The 19,835-nt window shown below is 71.8% G+C and carries 14 protein-coding genes; 12 read left to right on the top strand and 2 right to left on the bottom strand.

Annotation, left to right across the window (positions count from 1 at the left end; all coding sequences use genetic code 11):
* Nucleotides 1-173: 173 nt before the first annotated feature.
* The 5 genes from eccB (at nt 174) to BS73_RS14020 (ending at nt 5,357) form a co-directional block, all read left to right on the top strand.
* Nucleotides 174-1,676: a type VII secretion protein EccB gene (gene eccB, locus BS73_RS14040; protein WP_051939923.1), complete on the top strand. Its 1,503-nt coding sequence runs from the start codon at nt 174-176 to the stop codon at nt 1,674-1,676.
* 167 nt (nt 1,677-1,843) lie between these two features.
* On the top strand, nt 1,844-2,158 hold the full coding sequence (locus BS73_RS14035) for a WXG100 family type VII secretion target (RefSeq protein ID WP_037572308.1): 315 nt from the start codon (nt 1,844-1,846) through the stop codon (nt 2,156-2,158).
* Nucleotides 2,159-2,231: 73 nt separating this feature from the next.
* On the top strand, nt 2,232-2,522 hold the full coding sequence (locus BS73_RS14030; RefSeq protein ID WP_037572304.1) for a WXG100 family type VII secretion target: 291 nt from the start codon (nt 2,232-2,234) through the stop codon (nt 2,520-2,522).
* A gap of 188 nt (nt 2,523-2,710) precedes the next feature.
* Entirely contained in the window at nt 2,711-4,051 is a 1,341-nt protein-coding gene (mycP, locus tag BS73_RS14025; protein ID WP_235215409.1) for a type VII secretion-associated serine protease mycosin, read from the top strand.
* 7 nt (nt 4,052-4,058) lie between these two features.
* The gene (locus tag BS73_RS14020) at nt 4,059-5,357 is read left to right on the top strand and encodes an FAD-binding protein (protein WP_037572301.1); all 1,299 of its coding nucleotides are present in this window, start codon (nt 4,059-4,061) and stop codon (nt 5,355-5,357) included.
* Nucleotides 5,358-5,507: 150 nt separating this feature from the next.
* Here BS73_RS14020 and BS73_RS14015 read toward each other — a convergent pair whose 3' ends face one another.
* Nucleotides 5,508-6,932 carry an APC family permease gene (locus BS73_RS14015; protein WP_037572299.1) on the bottom strand — a complete coding sequence of 475 codons (1,425 nt, stop codon included), beginning with the start codon at nt 6,930-6,932 and terminating at the stop codon, nt 5,508-5,510.
* 324 nt (nt 6,933-7,256) lie between these two features.
* A complete protein-coding gene (locus BS73_RS14010) occupies nt 7,257-11,225 on the bottom strand; it encodes a type VII secretion protein EccC (RefSeq protein WP_037572297.1) in 3,969 nt (1,322 codons plus the stop codon).
* Nucleotides 11,226-11,557: 332 nt separating this feature from the next.
* Between BS73_RS14010 and eccD the strand changes: the two genes are divergently transcribed.
* From eccD to thyX, 7 genes are all read left to right on the top strand, one after another.
* Nucleotides 11,558-13,018 (top strand): type VII secretion integral membrane protein EccD, encoded by a 1,461-nt coding sequence (gene eccD, locus BS73_RS14005; protein ID WP_037572294.1) that lies wholly within the window; start codon nt 11,558-11,560, stop codon nt 13,016-13,018.
* Between the two features lie 155 nt (nt 13,019-13,173).
* The gene (rpsO, locus tag BS73_RS14000) at nt 13,174-13,464 is read left to right on the top strand and encodes a 30S ribosomal protein S15 (protein ID WP_037572289.1); all 291 of its coding nucleotides are present in this window, start codon (nt 13,174-13,176) and stop codon (nt 13,462-13,464) included.
* Between the two features lie 356 nt (nt 13,465-13,820).
* Nucleotides 13,821-16,031: a polyribonucleotide nucleotidyltransferase gene (locus tag BS73_RS13995; RefSeq protein ID WP_037572277.1), complete on the top strand. Its 2,211-nt coding sequence runs from the start codon at nt 13,821-13,823 to the stop codon at nt 16,029-16,031.
* Between the two features lie 109 nt (nt 16,032-16,140).
* A complete protein-coding gene (locus tag BS73_RS13990) occupies nt 16,141-17,523 on the top strand; it encodes a M16 family metallopeptidase (RefSeq protein WP_037572274.1) in 1,383 nt (460 codons plus the stop codon).
* A gap of 68 nt (nt 17,524-17,591) precedes the next feature.
* Nucleotides 17,592-18,356 carry a 4-hydroxy-tetrahydrodipicolinate reductase gene (gene dapB / locus BS73_RS13985; RefSeq protein WP_037572271.1) on the top strand — a complete coding sequence of 255 codons (765 nt, stop codon included), beginning with the start codon at nt 17,592-17,594 and terminating at the stop codon, nt 18,354-18,356.
* Between the two features lie 7 nt (nt 18,357-18,363).
* Nucleotides 18,364-18,810, top strand: a complete 447-nt coding sequence (locus BS73_RS13980; protein WP_037572268.1) for a tetratricopeptide repeat protein — start codon at nt 18,364-18,366, stop codon at nt 18,808-18,810.
* 218 nt (nt 18,811-19,028) lie between these two features.
* Nucleotides 19,029-19,781 (top strand): FAD-dependent thymidylate synthase, encoded by a 753-nt coding sequence (gene thyX, locus BS73_RS13975; RefSeq protein ID WP_051939922.1) that lies wholly within the window; start codon nt 19,029-19,031, stop codon nt 19,779-19,781.
* Nucleotides 19,782-19,835 lie beyond the last annotated feature (54 nt).

Raw genomic sequence — 19,835 nt, 5'->3', positions numbered from 1 at the left:
TCTTCGCAATTTCCCCGTGAATCCCCGCTTTGTACTCGGGACGTCCGTGAAAACTCGACAGAACCCACGGCCGGTTGGCCGTCCGGGGCATCGTGCCCGTACGGTACTTTCCGATCGTCTGTCGAGTGGCAGCGCGGCAGCATCCTATGGCCTGAGAACGGGGAGCAGGGGACATGGCATCACGCCGGGACGAGCTGAACGCGTACACCTTCTCGCGTCGCCGTACGCTGGCGGCCTTCCTCCGGCCCTCCAGCGGCGGGCACGACGAAGAGGCCCCCAAGGCGGTCCGGGCGGTGATCCCCAGCCTGGTGCTGGGCGCGGTCGCGGTCGCCGGTTTCGGCGCGTACGGTCTGTTCAAGCCGACCGCGCCGAAGGGCTGGCAGACGGCCAACGCGATCATCGTGGGCAAGCAGTCCACCACGCGGTACGTGATGCTCGACAAGAAGCTCTTCCCGGTGCTCAACGTTGCCTCGGCGCGGCTGGTGCTGGGCAAGAACCCGTCCGTGATGACCGTGCCGGACGCGGCGCTCAACTCGGTGCCGCACGGCCCGACCATCGGCATCCCGTACGCCCCCGACACCCTGCCGTCCGCGACGGTGGCCGGCTCGAACCAGAGCTGGGTGGTGTGCAACCAGCCGAAGGGCGCCTCGGTCAGCCAGAAGGTCTATGTGCTGGGCGGGACCGAGGAGCAGCGGTTCACCGCCAAGCCCTCCCTGACGGGCAGTCAGGGCCTGTACGTCCAGGCGGGCGGCGTCGACTACCTGGTGGACGGCACCGGCACGGCCTACCAGATGGACGCCTCGATGGCCAAGGACGTCTTCCCGACCACCCTCGGCCAGCCCGAGCAGGTCAGCTCGGCCTGGCTGAAGACCCTCGACCAGGGCGAGGCGATCACCCAGAGCACGGTGGACAGCGAGTTCGGCACCCTGAACTCCTCCTCCGGGAGCCCGCTGGGCCCGGTCGGCACCGTGCTCAGCACGACCTTCGGCGGTCAGACGTACCAGTACGGGGTGCGCAGCGGCGGGCAGTTGGTGCACATCTCGCCGTTCGCGGCCGGTCTGCTCCACCAGATGACCGGGCAGCCGGCCAAGCAGGTGGACAGCTCCCAGGTGTCCGGCCAGTCCGCGACCTGGGCTCCCAAGTGGCCGCAGCAGGCCCAGCTGACCCAGGTCAACGGCGGCACCGGCGGCGACCGGACGGTGGTGTGCGGCTCGTACACCACCGGCTCGACCAACGGGCAGGGCGACGCGCAGGCCAGCCACCAGGTGTGGGCCGGCACCTCGCTGGGCGACCTTCCGGTCAACGCGGTGGGCAACACGTCGAGTTCGGGCTCCAGCGGGCAGCTGGCGGTGCCGGCGTACGTCACTCCGGGAGTGGGTGAACTCTTCCATGACGGCACCAGCGGTACCGGAAAGGTCTATCTGCTGACCGACAACGGAATGAAGTACCCGATCCAGGTGAATCCCGCGGACGGCGGCGCCGGCACCGATCCCTCGAAGATGGTGGCCACGCCGAGCCCCAGCGCGAGCGGTGATTCCCAGGACCAGGTGACCGGTCTTGACCGGCTCGGATTGAAGACCTTCAAGCCCGAAGGGGTTCCCTCGGATCTGGTCAAGCTGCTGCCCTCCGGACCCGAGCTCGATGTCAAGGACGCCCTTATGCCGCAAGGCTCTTGACGGTTTTTTGTATCAACTCTGAAACTCCACACAGGCCGCTGTTGGGTGTGGTGCTCATGGCGGCTAGAGTGCTCGTGGACATCAAACGAGTGATGTCGGCCGACGGGGGGCGATCGTGGGCTCCGGAGAATCGGTCTCGGCAGTCTGTCTCATGGGGGACGGTGCACATGGCAGGTCAGCAGTTCAAGACAACCGCCGCGGACATGCAGGCCTTCTCGGCCCGCATCGGTGAGGTCAACGGTCAGATCCAGCAGGAGCTCAGCCGTCTCAACAACCTGATCAGCTCGATCACCTCGGGCTGGCAGGGCGAGGCCGCCAACGCCTACAACCAGCTCCAGCAGCGCTGGAACGAGGACGCGACCAAGCTGAACCGCGTGCTCAACGAGATCCGTGAGGCCATCGACCAGACCTCCAAGCAGTACTCCTCGACCGAGCAGGACCAGCACTCCTCGATCAGCAACATCACCTCGGCCCTGGGCTGAGCGGAGCGCTGTCCGCACAAGGTTCGTCAAGCGACATTCGTAGAACTGCAGTACTGCTCACAAGGGAGACACCATGTCCGGCCACATCATGGTCAACTTCTCGACCGTGTCCAACGCCGCCCAGGAGGTCAAGGCCACCGCGGGACGCATCGAGGCCCAGCTGAACGACCTCAAGCAGGGCGTCCAGCGGATCGCCCAGAGCTGGGAGGGTGCCGCGCAGGAGGGCTACCGTGCCCGCCAGGCGCAGTGGGACTCCTCCGCCGCCGACCTCCACTCGGTGCTGACCCAGATCTCCTCCGCCCTGGAGAACGCCGCCCAGAACTACACCGCGACCGAGAACAAGAACGCCTCCATCTGGGGCTGAGTTCGATCGTCCCGGGCCGGGGCGGACGGAAGCCGCAGGCGACCGTCCGCCCCGGCGGCGCGTTTGCGGCAGCGCGCGCAGGCCGCGCGCAGGGTGCGCGGCGCGGAGCGCCACCGGGGCACGAGACACCTGACAGGGCACGCCGGGGCAGGCCGGGCACGGCAGGGAACACAGGGGAGAGCAGCACGGTGACCGCGGGGAAGCGGCCGGGGCGGCCCGGCACGGTGATCGGCGTCCGGTCCGGGCTGGCGGGCGCCGCCGCTCTGGCACTGGTCGGAACGCTGGCCGCGGGGCCGGCCGTCGCGGCGACGGCCGCCGCCGGAGCCCGTACGGCCGTCGACGACGCGTCGGGCAGCGGGACGACCGCCTCGGCGCAGGCCTGCGAGCCCGACTCGGGGCAGCAGCCGAACGTCCACACGGCGATGAAGACCGACATCCACGGCACCCCCTGGTCGCTCCAGCGGTTCGACCTCTCCCAGCTGCACGGCTACTCGGAGGGCTCGAACGTCACCGTCGCGGTGATCGACACCGGTGTCTCGACGACCCAGCCGCAGCTGGCCGGCGCTGTCACCCCCGGCCCGGACGCGGTCAAGGGCAAGGGCACCACCGGCAACGACCCGGTCGGCCACGGCACCGAGGTGGCCGGCATCATCGCCGCCCGCCCCAGCGGCGACACCGGGAACGGCTTCGAGGGCCTGGCCCCCAAGGCGAGGATCCTCTCCATCCGGGCCAGCGACGCCAACGGCAACGGCACCGCGGCGGTGCTCGCCAAGGCCGTCCGGGCGGCCGCGGACGGCGGTGCCCAGGTCATCAACATCTCGCAGGACGTGCAGAACAACGGCACCCCGGTGCCGCAGGGCCCCACCAGTGACCTGGCCAAGGCCGTCGACTACGCCGTGCACACCAAGGACGCGGTGGTCGTCGCCTCCGCCGGCAACGAGGGCCTGGACGAGCCGACCTACCCGGCCGCCTTCCCGGGCGTCCTGGCCGTCGGCGCCTCCGACTACAACGACGAGCGGGCCAGCTGGTCGGAGATGGGCGACTTCGTCGGGGTCGCCGCGCCCGGCGTCAACATGATCACCACCTGGCCGGGCGGCGGCCTCTGCTGGGCCCAGGGCACCAGCTTCTCCGCGCCGTACGTGGCCGGGATCGCCGCCCTGATCCGCTCGGCGCACCCGGGCTGGAGCGCGGCCCAGGTGATCACCCGGATCGAGCAGACCGCGCAGCGCTCCGGGCGGAAGAACGACCAGTACATCGGCTGGGGTGTGGTGGACCCGATCGCCGCCGTCTCCGACGCCTCGGCTCCGGCCGCCGCGCCGACCGAGGACCCCGCCGTCCACCTCGACTCCGCCCCGGTCCAGGCCCGCCCGTACTATCTGGGTGAGTCCCCCCAGCAGCGGGAGCAGCGCACGGCCACGTACGCCGTGGCCACGGGCGCCGTCCTCGCCCTGCTGGTCAGCGGGGGCGCGGTAGTGGTGCGGGACGCGGGCCGCCGGCGACGGCGGAGGCGCGGCGAACAAGGAGAATGAGCGCGGCATGAGCGACGGCGACGCGACCGGCGGGCAGGTCCGCAACTGGGCGGGCAACATAACCTTCCGGGCGGGCCGCCTGGAACGCCCGCGCTCGATCGACGAGCTGCGCCGGCTGGCGGGAGCCGCCGGCCAGCTGAGGGTGCTCGGCAGCGGGCACTCGTTCAACCGGATCGCGGACGTGGACTCCGCCGACGGCACGCTGGTCAGCCTGGACGCGCTGCCGCGCACCGTGGAGCCGGACCCCTCGGCCGGCACCGTGCGGGTGGCCGCCGGGGTGCGCTACGCCGAGCTGGCCGAGCAGCTCCACAAGCAGGGCCTGGCCCTGGCCAACATGGCCTCGCTGCCGCACATCACCGTCGCCGGCTCGGTGGCCACCGGCACCCACGGCTCCGGCAACGGCAACCAGGCGCTCGGGTCGGCGGTGCGGGCGGTCGAGCTGGTCACCGCGGACGGCGGGCGGCTGACCCTCCGGCAGGGCGACCCGGACTTCGGCGGCGCCGTGGTCTCGCTGGGCGCGCTGGGCGTGGTCACCCACCTGGAACTGGCCGTCGAGCCGGACTACCGGGTCGCGCAGTCGGTCCGGACGGGGCTCGCACTGGACACCGCGGTCGAGGAGTTCGACGCGATCAGCGGGGCCGCCTACAGCGTCAGCCTCTTCACCGACTGGACGGCGCCGGTCTTCCGTCAGGTGCTGCTGAAGCAGCGGGTCGCGGGGGAGGGCGCGGAGGCGGCGGACGCCGCCGCGGGCGTCGAGTTCCCGTGGGCGCCGGCGGCGCCGGGGGCGATGCACCCGGTGCCGGGGATCTCGCCCGAGCACTGCACCCCGCAGGACGGCTCGGCCGGGCCCTGGCACCAGCGGCTGCCGCACTTCCGGCCGGAGTTCACCCCCAGCGCGGGCGAGGAGCTGCAGTCCGAGTACCTGCTGCCGCGGCGGCACGCGGCGGAGGCGCTGCGGGCGGTCGCGGCGGTGCGGGCGTCGGTGGCGCCGGTCCTGCAGATCTGCGAGGTGCGGACGATCGCGGCCGACGAGCAGTGGCTGAGCCCGGCGTACGGGGTGGACTCGGTGGCCCTCCACTTCACCTGGCGGCCGGACGCGGCGGCGGTGGCGCCGGTGGTGGCGCTGCTGGAGCGGGAGCTGGCGCCGTTCGCCGCGCGACCGCACTGGGGGAAGGTGTTCTCCACCGCGCCGGCGGTGGTGCGGGGGCTGTACCCGCGGGCGGACGCCTTCGTCGCGCTGGCCCGCCGCCTCGACCCGACCGGCAAGCTCCGCAACGCCTTCCTCGACCAGCTGCTCTTCGGTTAGCACGCGGCGCCCTGGCGCCCCGCGGATCCGCGCGGCAGGTCAAGGGGCGCGAGGAACCGTGCGGCCGGCCGTCCACGGCGCCGCACCCGGCCACGGACACGGGGTCGCAACCCCATCGTCGTTGCCGGGTGCGGCGCCGTTTCCGGCTCCTCAGGCCTCGCCCTCGGCCTCGTCCGCCGGGACCGCGATGACCCAGTGGGTCGCCGCCCGCGGCCGCAGGTAGAAGAGCCAGTACAGCGCGGCGGCGGCGGTGATCGCGGCGGTGATGACGAGGTCCTGGGCGGTCTGCTGGGTGAGCACCCAGACCAGCACGGCCAGCAGGATGACCGGGACGACCGGCCACAGCGGCATCCGCCACGCCGTCCGCGCCTTGTGCCCGCCCCGCCGCGTCATCAGCGCGGCGAACGCGACGAACCCGTACAGCGCCGCCACCGCGACCCCCGTCACCCCGTTCAGCGCGTCCACCGGGACGAAGCACAGCACCGCTCCCGGGACGCCGACCGCCAGGGTGGCGATCCACGGCGAGCCGTACCGCCTGCTCAGCGTGCCGAAGGCCCGGTTGACCGGCGCCGGCCAGGTGGTGTCCCGCGCGGAGGCGTACAGCACCCGGGAGTTCTGGATGACCATCACGATCGCCGCGTTGATGATCGCCAGCGCGATGCAGAGGCTGACGAAGGTGCCGATCGCCGAGTTGCTCCAGCCCTGGACCATCCCGGCGATGTCGCCGCCGGTGAGCGCCGACAGCGAGGGCGCGCCCAGGGTGATGGCGACGACCGGGACCAGGATGACGGCCGAGCCGATCCCCAGCGTCCACAGCATGGTGCGGACGACGGTCCGGCGCGGCTGCTCCATCTCCTCGTTGAGGTAGACGGCGGTGGAGAAGCCCTGGGTGACGAAGAGCGCCGCGGCGAGCCCGGCCACCACCGCCCCCGCCCCGACCGCGCTGGCGGCGCCGTGCGGGCCGGCCATCTGCAGGTGCCAGAGGGAGGAGATCGGGCGGGTGCTGTGGCCGAAGCCGAGGCCGGCCACCACGGCCGAGGCGACCACCTCGAGGACCAGGAAGACGCCCGTCACCCAGGCGTTGGCGCGCAGGTCGAGAAGGCCCATCACGGTGGCGAGGAGCATCACTCCGGCGCCGGTGACCCGCGGGTCGAGATGGACGATCGGGGCGAGGTAGTCGGCCGTGCCCAGCGCGATGATCGGCGGGACGATCATCACCACGATCAGCGCCTGGACGAAGACCAGCCAGCCGCCGAACCGGCTGACCACGGTGCCGACCATCGCGTACTCCCCGCCGGAGCTGGGGACCAGCGTGCCCAGCTCCGCGTAGCAGAACGCGACGCCGATGCAGAGGACGACCGCCACCAGGATGGTCAGCGCGGTGCCGGTGCCCAGCAGGGCGAAGTTCCCCGGCACCAGGACGAAGAGGGAGGAGGCCGGCGTGACGCAGGAGAGGGTGAGCAGCGTGCCGCCGACCACCCCGAGGGAGCGCTTGAGGGTGCGGCCGGCGCCGGGGGGCTGGTCGGCCGGCAGGGCCGGGTCGCGCGGCTCGGCAGCGCGGAGAATGTCGGTCATCCAGGGTCCCTATCGCCTCCGTCGGACAAAGCTTTCGGTAGGAAACCCTGCTGTTAACGTGCCGTCAATACCCGTCTCGCCATGGAATCCGTCGATCGATCAGTTTTGCGCAACGGAACTGATGGTCACTCAGAGGTCAAGACCGCCGTGGGCGCTGGGCTCGGGAGGCGCCGCGCGCCCCCTCGGGGCCGCTGCGGATCGCGTGGCGCGGACGCCGGAATCCGCTGTGAAGATTTGGCTCCGCGGGCCGGAGACGAGAGAACGGCGCCGCATCCGGAAGAACCGGATGCGGCGCCGCTCCCCGCGCCGAGACCTCGGCCGCGCCTACTGCGCGGGCTGCCACCCCGTCTGGACGAGGAAGGTGCCCCGGCGGCGGGTGACCAGCTGGCCCCGGCCGGCCGGGAGGGCCGTCGGCTTGACGTTGCCCAGCAGCATGCCCTCGTCCTTGTCGCCGGAGAGGACGATCCCCTGCGCGCCCAGCTCCTTCAGCCGCTGCATGACGGGCTCGTAGAGCGCCCGCCCGGCGCCGCCGGAGCGGCGGGCGATGATGATGTGCAGCCCGACGTCCTTCGCGAACGGCAGCACCTCTAGGAGCTGCCCCAGCGGGTTGCCGGAGGCGGTCGCGACCAGGTCGTAGTCGTCGACCACCAGGAACAGCTCGGGGCCGCTCCACCAGCTGCGGTTCTGCAGCTGCTCCTGGGTCACGTCGGGGCCCGGGATGCGCCGCTCCATCGACCCCCGGATGTCGCCCAGGAAGGCCTGCAGGGCCGGCTGCGCGGCGGCGTACTCCAGCAGGTGGTCGGTGGTGACCACGCCCAGCAGGCTGCGGCGGTAGTCGCCGATCACGACCCGCGCCTGGTCCGGGGTGTACCGCTCGGTGATGCCCTTGAGGATCAGCCGCAGCAGGTTGGTCTTGCCCGCCTCGGAGTCGCCGAAGACGATGAAGTGCGGGTCCGCGTCGAAGTCCAGGAAGACCGGCGAGAGGGTGTTCTCGTCGACCCCGATCGCGATCCCGGCCTCCGGGTACTCGAAGCCCTTCGGCAGCTGGTCGGCGGGGAGCAGCTCGGGCAGCATCCGCACCTGCGGGGCGCGCGGCCCGGTCCAGCTGGAGTCCACCGCCTGCACCAGGCCGGCCACGCCGTCCGCCAGGTCGTCCACCGAGCTGGAGCCGTCCAGCCGGGGGAGCCCGCCGAGGAGGTGGAGCTTGTCCGCGGTGATACCGCGCCCCGGCTGGCCGGCCGGGACGTTCTGCGCCACCTTGCGGTCGACCTCGGACTCCATCGCGTCGCCGAGCTTGAGCTCCACCCGGTTCTGCAGCAGGTCCTTCAGGGCCGGCCGGATCTCGCCGTACCGGGAGGCGCCGACGATGACGTGGACGCCGTACGCAAGACCGCGCTGGGCCAGGTCGGTGACCACCGGCTCCAGCAGGTCGAACTCCTGGCGGAAGGTCAGCCAGCCGTCGACGATCAGGAAGACGTCGCCGTGCTGCTCGTCCGGCAGCGCGCCCTGCGCCTTGCGGTTCCGGAAGGTCGTCATCGAGTCGATGCTCTGGGACCGGAACAGCTCCTCGCGGTGCGCCAGCACGCCGGCCACCTCGGACACCATCCGGCGCACCTTGTCCGGGTCGAGCCGGGCCGCGACCCCGCCGACGTGCGGCAGGTTCTGCAGCGAGACCATGCCGCCGCCACCGAAGTCCAGGCAGTAGAACTGCACCTCGGACGGGGTGTGGGTGAGGGCGAACGAGCCGATCAGGGTGCGCAGCAGGGTCGACTTGCCGGACTGCGGGCCGCCGACCACCATGCCGTGGCCGGCCGCCCCGGAGAAGTCCAGCCACATCAGGTCGCGGCGCTGTTCGAAGGGCTTGTCGACGATGCCGATCGGCACCGTCAGCCGGCCGAGGTGCGAGTACTCCGGAGAGGTGAGCCCGCGTTCCGGGGTGACGCCCAGCGGCGGCAGCAGCTGGTCCAGCGGCGGAGCCTCGGTCAGCGGCGGCAGCCACACCTGGTGGGCCGGCGGTCCCTGGCCCTCCAGCCGGTTGACGATGACGTCCAGGACGGTGTCCACCAGCGCCTCGTCGTCCGCGGTCTTCCGGGCGGCCTCGGCCGCCACCCGCTCGGCCTCCAGCTCCTCCAGCGTCGGCTGCGGCAGGTCCACATGCTGCGCGGTGAAGGCCACCGGCTTCGCCCGGACCGTCCCGCCCGAGGCGACCTGGGTGCCCGAGGGCCGGTAGGGGCCGGAGACGTACGCGGCCTTGAACCGGTCCATCACGTCGGTGCCGAACTTGAGGTAGCCGGAGCCGGGGATCGGCGGCAGGTGGTACGCGTCCGGGACGCCGATCGCGGCCCGGGACTCCGCCGCGGAGAAGGTCCGCAGACCGATCCGGTAGGAGAGGTAGGTGTCCAGGCCGCGCAGCCGGCCCTCCTCAAGCCGCTGCGAGGCCAGCAGCAGGTGCACACCCAGCGAACGGCCGATCCGGCCGATCTGGATGAACATGTCGATGAAGTCCGGCTTGGCGGTGAGGAGCTCGGAGAACTCGTCCAGGATCAGGACGAGGGAGGGCATCGGCTCCAGCGCCGCCCCCGCCGCCCGGGCCTTCTCGTAGTCGTGGATGTTGGCGAAGTTGCCCGCCGCGCGCAGCAGTTCCTGACGGCGGTTCAGCTCACCGGTGATGGCGTCCCGCATGCGGTCGACCAGGGTGAGCTCCTCGGCGAGGTTGGTGATCACCGCCGAGACGTGCGGCATCTCCGCCATTCCGGCGAAGGTCGCACCGCCCTTGAAGTCCGCGAGGATGAAGTTGAGGGTCTCCGAGGAGTGGGTCATCGCCAGGCCAAGCACCAGCGTGCGGAGCAGCTCCGACTTGCCGGAACCGGTGGCGCCCACGCACAGGCCGTGCGGGCCCATGCCCTCCAGCGCCGCCTCCTTGAGGTCCAGCATGACCGGCTCGCCGTTCTCGCCGATGCCGATCGGGACCCGCAGCTTCTCGTGCGAGGGCCGGGGCCGCCAGGTGCGCGAGACGTCCACGCTCGCCGCGTCGCCGACCCCCATCAGGTCGGTGAACTCCAGGTTGGCCAGCAGCGGCTCGTCGTCGTCGGTCCCGGAGAGCCGCAGCGGGGCCAGCTGCCGGGCCAGCGCCTCCGCCTGCCACTGGCTCAGGGTGTCCGGCTTCCCGGTGTACACCGCGCCGCTGGCCGCCTCAAGACGCATCCCGCGCTTGTCGACGATCACCGCGAGGCCGCCGCGCAGCTCCTCCAGCTCGCCCGGGATGACCTCGATCACGGTCACCCCCTGCAGGCCCTCCGCGCCGGCCAGCAGCGAGTCGGCGGGCACCGAGGCGCCGTCCAGGATCACCACCACGTGCGGCTGGTCCGAGGTCGGCTGGGCCTCCCGGTGGAAGCGCGGCCGGCCGGAGAGCTCGTCGCCGAGCATCTCCTCCAGCTCGCCCAGGCCGGTGCAGATCATCCGGCGCGAACCGGCACCGTCCGACTCCTTGGGGTGCTGGACGTGCGGCAGCCACTTGGTCCACTCCCAGCGCTCCACCGAGCCGGGGGCGCAGGCCACCGCGATCTTCAGGTCGTCCGGCGAGTGGAGCGTGCTCAGCTGCGAGACCGCGGCCCAGACCGTGCCGTAGACGGTGTCCGGGTCGCCGGAGACGGTGAGGTGGTAGAAGGAGCGCAGGGAGACCGCGAGCGGCAGGTCGGTCAGCGTCGAGTGGGTCGCAAGGAAGGACCGCATCGCCTCCGCGGTCAGCGGTTCGAGCTCCTCGACCGGCGCGGTCTGCGGCGGTACCAGCCGGGTGGCCAGCTGCTGCGGGCCGGTGCCCAGCCGGATCTGCCCGAAGTCCGGGTCGTTCTGCCGCCGCTCCCACAGCCGCTTGCCCTCCGCCACCATGGCCCAGAGCTGCTCCGGGTCCGGGTGGAGGTAGAGCTGCGCGTTCCGCTGCCGCTCGGCGGTCCTGCGGACCTGCTTCCGGGTCTGCGCCAGGTACTTGAGGTAGTCGCGGCGCTCGTCCTGGAGCTCGCCGCCCTTCCGCTGCCGGGAGACCTGGGCCAGCGCCATGGCGCCGGTGGACGCCAGCATCATGCCGCCCATGACCTTCATCATCATGCCGCCGCCCATGCCGGGCATGAAGAAGAAGACCGACGAACTCGCCGTGGCCAGCATCGGCAGCAGAGACATCCACCAGCCCTCGCCCGAGCCTCTGGGCAGCTCTGGCGGCGTCTCCAGCTGTACTTCCTGGTCCGGGACCGCCGGCGGGTACGCCCGCGGCGGCCTCTTGACGGTTACCACGCTCACTCGGTACCAGCCCTCGTCCCTGTGCCGACGTCAACTCGGGCGGCTGATGCGGCGGCTGGTACCCCGAAAGCGAGCCGCTCGACTCGTTTCGGTTCAGTCCCCCGCGTGACCACCTCTGCGCAGGGGCCGATCCTACTGGTTGCCGCCACCCTGGACTCAGCCTGCCCACAAGGGCGATACAAGCCCTTGGCAGGCCCTTGACACCGCGGGTCGGACGCCCGGTTCCGGTTGGCGATAGGGTGTCCCGCGCGCAGCCGCTGCCACATGTGCCGCAGGGGCACCGGATCGGGGCGGCGCACACGAATCGTCAATAACCATGGGGGAGGCTCCTGGTGAGCACGAGCGCCACCACCGGGTTCTGCAGAGTCACGGTCGTAGCACCCGACAGCCGGATCGACGTCGCACTGCCCGAGGACATTCCGCTCGCCGACGTCTACCCGGAGGTGCTGCGGATCTCGGGGCAGATCCAGGACGAGGGCGCGCCGGCCGGCTACCACCTGGTCCGCCGGGACGGCTCGGTGCTGGACAGCAGCCTGCCGCTGGCCGCCCAGCAGGTGCGCGACGGCGACGTGCTGAGCCTCCGCCCGTTCGCCGAGTCCCTCGCCCCGGCGGTCTACGACGACGTGGCGGACGCGATCGCCACCGCGGTCTCCGACGACAGCCGCACCTGGGCCTCCTCGCTGATGGGCATCTCCGGACTGATCGGCGCCTCGGTGCTGCTCGTCCTCCTCGGCCTCGCGCTGTGGTTCTCCAACCTGCAGCACAACATGCACAGCCTGCCCGGCGTGCTGGCCGCGCTCTCCGCGGTGCTGCTGCTCGCCCTCTCCGGCATCCGCTCCCGGGTGTACGAGGACAAGGGCTCGGCGATCGCCCTCGGCCTGGCCGCGCTCCCGCACGCGATGATCGCCGGATCCGGCGCCTTCGACTTCGGGCAGACCCAGCTCGGCCCCGGCCGGGTCCAGTTCCTCACCGGCTCGATCGCCGTCCTCCTCGCCTCGGTGCTGCTGGTGGCGCTCCTCCCGGACGGCGACGCCCCGTTCGTCTCGGCGGCCTTCGCCTCCGTGATCGGCACCCTGGCCGCCTTCGGCATGGTGCTCACCAGCGCCTCCGCCCGGGAGGTCGCGGCCTGCGCCGGGGTCGTCGCGGTCGGCGTCATCGGCTTCCTGCCCGCGCTCTCCGCGCGGTTCGCCCGGCTCCCGGTCGCCTTCCAGTCCCCGCAGCAGGGCGGCGCGGGCCGCCGCGGCGAGCCCACCTCCGCGGCGGCCTTCGCCGAGGAGTACGACAGCGTCGCCGCCCGCGCCCGGCGCGGCCACGAGCTGCTGGTCGGCCTGGTCGGCGGCTGCGCCGCGGTGATCGTCGGCAGCGCGGTGGTGCTGGGCTTCGTGGACAGCGCGTGGCCGGAGTGGACGGCGCTCGCGCTGGGGCTCGCGACCATGCTGCGCGCCCGCCTCTTCCAGTACCGCGCCCAGGTGCTCTGCCTGCTGGTCGCCGGGATCAGCAGCATCGCGCTGCTGGTCCTCGGGCTCTCGCTGCACATGCCCCGGTACATCCAGGAGCACCTGATGCAGAACGACTCGGCGGCGGTCTCCATCCGCACCGTGTGGCTGGCCGCGGCGATCGCCGCCGGGGCCGCGATCCTGGTGGCGATCGGCCTGGTGGTGCCGAAGCGCGGGGTCTCGCCGTTCTGGGGCCGGCTGCTGGACATCGTGGACGGCCTGACGCTGGCCGCGCTGATCCCGCTGGCGCTCGCCGTGGTCGACGTCTACGGGACGGTCCGCGGCTTCACCTCCTGAACCGACCCCGGTCGGGGCACGGGGTCTTGACGGCCGGGGACAGAGGTGTCCCCGGCCGCTGGTACGCTGGGGTGTCGCATCGTCGGGTTTCCATCAGCCGCCTGTGAGTAAGACCAGGAGCGCCCGCCGGTTGCGGAACCCCAGAAGGAGTTGTCGTGGCCCTCGACCCCGCGGTCAAGAAGCAGATCATCGATGAGTTCGGGACCAAGGAGGGCGACACCGGCTCCCCCGAGGTTCAGGTCGCTCTGCTCAGCCGTCGTATCTCGGACCTGACCGAGCACCTCAAGACCCACAAGCACGACCACCACTCGCGCCGGGGCCTGCTGCTCCTGGTCGGCCAGCGCCGCCGCCTGCTGCAGTACCTGGCCAAGAAGGACATCGAGCGCTTCCGCGCCGTCGTCGACCGCCTCGGCATCCGCCGCGGTGCGGCCGGCGCCGCCCGCTGACGCTGTCGCTCGGGGAGCGGCTTCCCCATCCGGGGGAGCCGCTCCGTTTGCATATCCGTGCGCCGCTCGGCCGCGCGGGGCGCCCGCCCTGCGTATGGTGAGAGAGGCAGAGATCCAGCCACGCGGAAGCGGGGCTGAACCGACGCCATGGAGCGTCCACTACGCGACCAGCGCGCATCCCGCGCCGGTCCTCGGTAGTGGCCGTCGGGAGCGGGAGCTCCCGGGGGCTTCGATCGATGACCGGCCCCACGATGGGCCGCGCGCGGCAGCGTCGGGACGCTCCACCCGGCTCCGGTCCGCCGGAGCCCGGTAGACGCAGACCAGACGTGAGCTACGTGAACAAGGAGATCTTTTAGGTGGAAGAGAACAACGTCCACTACGCCGAAGCCGTGATCGACAACGGTCCCTTCGGCACCCGCACCGTGCGGTTCGAGACCGGTCGGCTGGCCCGTCAGGCCGCCGGCTCCGCCGTCGCCTACCTCGACGACGAGACGATGGTGCTCTCCGCGACCACCGCGGGCAAGCACCCCAAGGACCAGCTGGACTTCTTCCCGCTGACCGTCGACGTCGAGGAGCGGATGTACGCCGCCGGTCGCATCCCCGGCTCGTTCTTCCGCCGCGAGGGCCGGCCTTCCGAGGACGCCATCCTCACCTGCCGGCTGATCGACCGCCCGCTGCGCCCGTCCTTCAAGAAGGGCCTGCGCAACGAGATCCAGGTCGTCGCCACCATCATGGCGCTCAACCCCGACCACCTCTACGACGTGGTCGCCATCAACGCCGCCTCGGCCTCCACCCAGCTGGCCGGGCTGCCGTTCTCCGGCCCGATCGGCGGCGTCCGCGTCGCCCTGATCGAGGGCCGCTGGGTCGCCTTCCCGACCCACTCCGAGCTGGAGAACGCGGTCTTCGACATGGTCGTGGCCGGCCGTGTCCTGGAGGACGGCGACGTCGCGATCATGATGGTCGAGGCCGAGGCCACCGACAAGACCATCAAGCTGGTCGAGGGCGGTGCCGAGGCGCCGACCGAGGAGGTCGTGGCCGCCGGCCTGGAGGCCTCGAAGCCCTTCATCAAGGTGCTGTGCCGCGCCCAGCAGCAGCTGGCCGACGCCGCCGCCAAGGAGACCGCCGAGTTCCCGATCTTCCTGGACTTCCAGGACGACGTCCTCGAGGCGCTCACCAAGGCCGTCGAGTCCGACCTCGCCAAGGCGCTGACCATCGCCGGCAAGCAGGAGCGCGAGGCCGAGCTGGACCGGGTCAAGGGCCTGGCCGTGGAGAAGCTGCTGCCCGAGTTCGAGGGCCGCGAGAAGGAGATCTCCGCCGCCTACCGCGCGCTGACCAAGAAGCTGGTCCGCCAGCGGGTCATCAAGGACAAGGTCCGCATCGACGGCCGCGGGGTCACCGACATCCGCACCCTGGCCGCCGAGGTCGAGGTCGTCCCGCGGGTCCACGGCTCGGCGCTCTTCGAGCGCGGCGAGACCCAGATCCTGGGCATCTCCACGCTGAACATGCTCCGGATGGAGCAGCAGCTGGACACCCTGGCGCCGGAGACCCGCAAGCGATACATGCACAACTACAACTTCCCGCCGTACTCCACCGGTGAGACCGGCCGCGTCGGCTCCCCGAAGCGCCGCGAGATCGGTCACGGCGCCCTGGCCGAGCGCGCGCTCGTGCCGGTGCTGCCGACCCGCGAGGAGTTCCCCTACGCGATCCGCCAGGTCTCCGAGGCCCTCGGGTCCAACGGCTCGACGTCCATGGGCTCGGTCTGCGCCTCCACCATGTCGCTGCTGAACGCCGGTGTGCCGCTGAAGGCCCCGGTCGCCGGCATCGCCATGGGCCTGATCTCGCAGGAGATCGACGGCGAGACCCACTATGTGACGCTGACCGACATCCTCGGTGCCGAGGACGCCTTCGGCGACATGGACTTCAAGGTCGCCGGCACCAAGGAGTTCGTGACCGCGCTCCAGCTCGACACCAAGCTGGACGGCATCCCCGCCTCCGTGCTGGCCGCCGCCCTGAAGCAGGCCCGGGACGCCCGCCTCCACATCCTGGACGTCATGCACGAGGCGATCGACGTCCCGGACGAGATGTCCCCGAACGCCCCGCGGATCATCACCGTCAAGATCCCGGTGGACAAGATCGGTGAGGTCATCGGCCCCAAGGGCAAGATGATCAACCAGATCCAGGAGGACACCGGCGCGGACATCACCATCGAGGACGACGGCACCATCTACATCGGTGCCTCCGACGGTCCGTCCGCCGAGGCCGCCCGCTCGACGATCAACTCGATCGCCAACCCGACCATGCCGGAGGTCGGCGAGCGGTACCTGGGCACGGTCGTGAAGACCACCACCTTCGGTGCCTTCGTCTCGCTGATGCCGGGCAAGGACGGTCTGCTGCACATCACGCAGATCCGCAAGATGGTCGGCGGCAAGCGGGTCGAGAACGTGGACGACGTGCTGCCGGTCGGCACCAAGGTCCAGGTCGAGATCGCCGAGATCGACCAGCGCGGCAAGCTCTCCCTCATTCCGGTCCTGGAAGAGGGCGAGAAGGCTGAGGGCGCGGCGGAGTGACCCTCCGCGGCTAGCCCCTCGCGGCCCGGCTCCCCTCCCGGGGGCCGGGCCGCAGGCCTGTCCCACCACCTCTCCCAACCGCTCATCGCCCAGCAGGAGTTGACGCCTCGTGGCGCAGCAGGACCAGCCCCGTACCCAGCTCGACGCGCAGGCCCAGGAGCCGGGGACCACCGTGACCCTGCTGCCCGGCGCGGACGGCGCAGGAACCGTGCGGCGGACCGTGCTCCCCGGCGGACTGCGGGTGGTCACCGAGACCCTGCCGACCGTCCGCTCGGCCTGCTTCGGCATCTGGGTCGGCGTCGGCTCCCGGGACGAGACGCCGACCCTCAACGGCGCCACCCACTATCTGGAGCACCTCCTCTTCAAGGGCACCGAGCAGCGCAGCGCGCTGGACATCTCGGCGGCCCTGGACGCCGTCGGCGGCGAGATGAACGCCTTCACCGCGAAGGAGTTCACCTGCTACTACGCCCGCGTCCTGGACGCCGACCTGCCGCTGGCCATCGACGTGGTCAGCGACATGCTCACCGACTCGCTGATCCGGCCCGAGGACGTGGACGCCGAGCGCGGCGTCATCCTCGAGGAGATCGCGATGACCGAGGACGACCCCGGCGACGTCGTCCACGACCTCTTCGCCCACACCGTCTACGGCGACGGCCCGCTCGGCCGCCCGGTGCTCGGCACCACCGACACCATCAACGCCCTCACCCGGGACCAGGTCGCCGACTTCTACCACCGCCGCTACACCCCCGAGCACCTGGTCGTCGCCGCGGCCGGCAACGTCGACCACGACGAGGTCGTCCGCCGCGTCGAGCGGGACTTCCGCCTGGCCGGGACGCTGTCCCGGACGCCCGGGGCCCGGCCCTCCGTACCGCGCGGCGGGGCGCACCAGCTGCGTGCCGCGGACCGCTGCGAGATCGTCGACCGCCCCACCGAGCAGACCCACCTGGTCCTCGGCATGCCCGGGGTCTCCCGACACGACGACCGGCGCTGGGCGCTGGGCGTCCTCAACTCCGCACTCGGCGGCGGGATGAGCTCCCGGCTCTTCCAGGAGGTCCGGGAGAAGCGCGGGCTGGCCTACTCGGTGTACTCGTACACCTCCTCCTACGCCGACTCCGGGCTGTTCGGCATCTACGCCGGCTGCCAGCCGGGGCGGGCCGAGGAGGTGCTCAAGATCTGCCGGGACGAGCTGGAGCGGGTCGTCTCCGACGGGATCGACGAGGAGGAGCTGGCCCGCGCCGTCGGCCAGATCCGCGGCTCCACCGTCCTCGGCATGGAGGACACCGGCTCGCTGATGAGCCGGGTCGGCAAGGCCGAGCTCTGCCACGGCAGCCACCTGTCGGTGAACGAGCTGCTGGACCGGATCTCCGCGGTCACCGCGGACGAGGTACGGTCCGTCGCGAAGGACGTCCTCGGCGCCCACCGGCCGTCCCTCTCCGTCATCGGCCCGGTCGACGACAAGCGGGCCGCGGCGCTCGCCGCCGTGGCCGACTGACCCGTCGACCGTTCCCCCCGTCCCGCCCGTCCCGTCCGTCCCGTCCGTCCCGAAAGGAAGTCAGCAGCATGAGCACGCCCCAGCGGGTGGCCGTCATCGGCGCCAAGGGCCGGATCGGCTCGGAGGCGGTCAAGGCCGTCGAGATCGCCGAGGGAATGGAGCTGGTCGCGGCCCTGACCCGCGGCGACGAGCTGGAGACCCTCAGCGCGGCCAAGGCCGGCGTCGCCGTCGAGCTCACCCACCCCGACTCGGTGATGGCCAACCTCGAGTACTGCATCGGCCACGGCATCCACGTGGTCACCGGCACCACCGGCTGGACCGACGAGCGGATCGCCACCGTCCGGGCCTGGCTCGCGGAGTCGCCGGGCACGGGCGTGCTGATCGCCCCCAACTTCTCCATCGGCGCCGTGCTGACCATGCGCTTCGCGCAGGAGGCGGCGAAGTTCTTCCCCACCTCCGAGATCATCGAGCTGCACCACAACCGCAAGGCGGACGCCCCCAGCGGCACCGCGGCGCGGACCGCACAGCTGATGGCCGAGGCCCGGGCCGAGGCCGGCGTCGAGCTCACCCCCGACCCGACCACCCACGCGCTGGACGGCGCCCGGGGCGCCGAGGTCGCCGGGATCCCGGTCCACTCGGTCCGGCTGCAGGGGCTGCTGGCCCACCAGGAGGTCCTCTTCGGCGGCGTCGGGGAGACCCTGACGATCCGTCACGACTCCCTCCACCACAGCTCCTTCATGCCGGGCATCCTGCTGGGCGTCCGCCGGGTGGCGGACCACCCGGGGCTCACCGTCGGCCTGGAGCACTTCCTGGTCGCCCCGGACGAGGACTGAGCCCGCTGTGATCGCCCGCGTCATGTACTTCGTGGTCTCCACCGCGCTGCTGCTCGGCTTCGCGGTGGTGGTCGCCACCGGGGTCCAGCTGATGGCCTCCGGGGACGGCCCGGCGATCGGGATAGGCGTCTGCGCCGAACTCCTGGTCGTCATCGGCTGCTGGTTCCTCTGGAAGACCTACGCCTTCGGCCGCGACAGCGGCCGGCTGGCGAAGCTGCTGGAGGCCGAGGGCGGCCTCCCGGTGGACGAGCTGGCCCGGGACGAGCACGGGCGGATCGACCGCGCCTCCGCCGACGAGGTCTTCGCCAAGCGCAAGGCCGAGACCGAGGCCTCCCCGGAGGACTGGCGGGCCTGGTTCCGGCTCGCCGTGGCCTACTCCGACGCCCGCGACGTACCGCGCGCCCGCAAGGCCATGCACCGGGCGATCGACCTCCAGGCCCGGGGCACCGGGTGAGGGCGGCCCGCGGGTCCGCCTCCCGGTAGGCGGCCCTCAGGGTGGCGTCCCAGGACTCGCCACTCGTCGGCTGCGACCACCCGTTCGGCGCCGCCGGCCGGCGGCCCCGCGAGGGCGGCCGAGCCGGGGAAGCGATGGGCGAATTGCCGGATTGTCACTGCACGTCATTACGCTTGGCCGCGGCCACGCCGCACAGCGCACCATCTGAGAGGACCCCGGTGACCGCAGAGACCCCATCCGCCCCCGCCCCCGCAGCCGACATCAGCTTCCGTGACGACGTCACCGTGGAGCTCGTCCGGCACGCCGCCCGCGACGCGGACGTCCTCTTCGCCGCGCGCGTCTCCACCGCCGGCGAGCAGTCCCTCGCGGAGCTGGAGAAGGACCCGGCCCGCTCCAAGGGCCTGATCAACTACCTGATGCGGGACCGCCACGGCACGCCCTTCGAGCACAACTCGATGACCTTCTTCGTCAGCGCGCCGATCTTCGTCTTCCGCGAGTTCCACCGCCACCGCGTGGGCTTCTCGTACAACGAGGAGAGCGGCCGCTACCGCGAGCTCCAGCCGGTCTTCTACGTTCCCGCGCCCGAGCGCAAGCTCGTCCAGCAGGGCCGCCCCGGCAAGTACGAGTTCGTCACCGGCACCCCCGAGCAGCACAAGGTGACGGTCGAGTCGATGGAGTCGGCCTACCGCGAGGCCTACGCCCGCTACCGGGAGATGCTGGCCGCCGGCGTCGCCCGCGAGGTGGCCCGCGCGGTGCTCCCGGTCGGCCTCTTCTCCTCGATGTACGCCACCTGCAACGCCCGTTCGCTGATGCACTTCCTCTCCCTGCGGACCAAGGACGAGCGGGCGAAGGTGCCGTCTTTCCCACAGCGGGAGATCGAGATGGTGGCCGAGCGGATGGAGCAGCAGTGGGCCGAGCTCATGCCGCTCACCCACGAGGCCTTCAACGAGCACGGCCGGGTGGCCCCCTGACATGCGGTCGACGCGCCCGCCGGACGGAGGATCTCCGGCGGGCGCCCGGTTTGC

The organism is Phaeacidiphilus oryzae TH49 (assembly GCF_000744815.1).
In the GTDB taxonomy this organism is placed as follows: domain Bacteria; phylum Actinomycetota; class Actinomycetes; order Streptomycetales; family Streptomycetaceae; genus Phaeacidiphilus; species Phaeacidiphilus oryzae.
The sequence above is the reverse complement of the archived record's forward strand: the minus strand, read 5'-3'. Positions and strand labels throughout refer to the sequence as shown.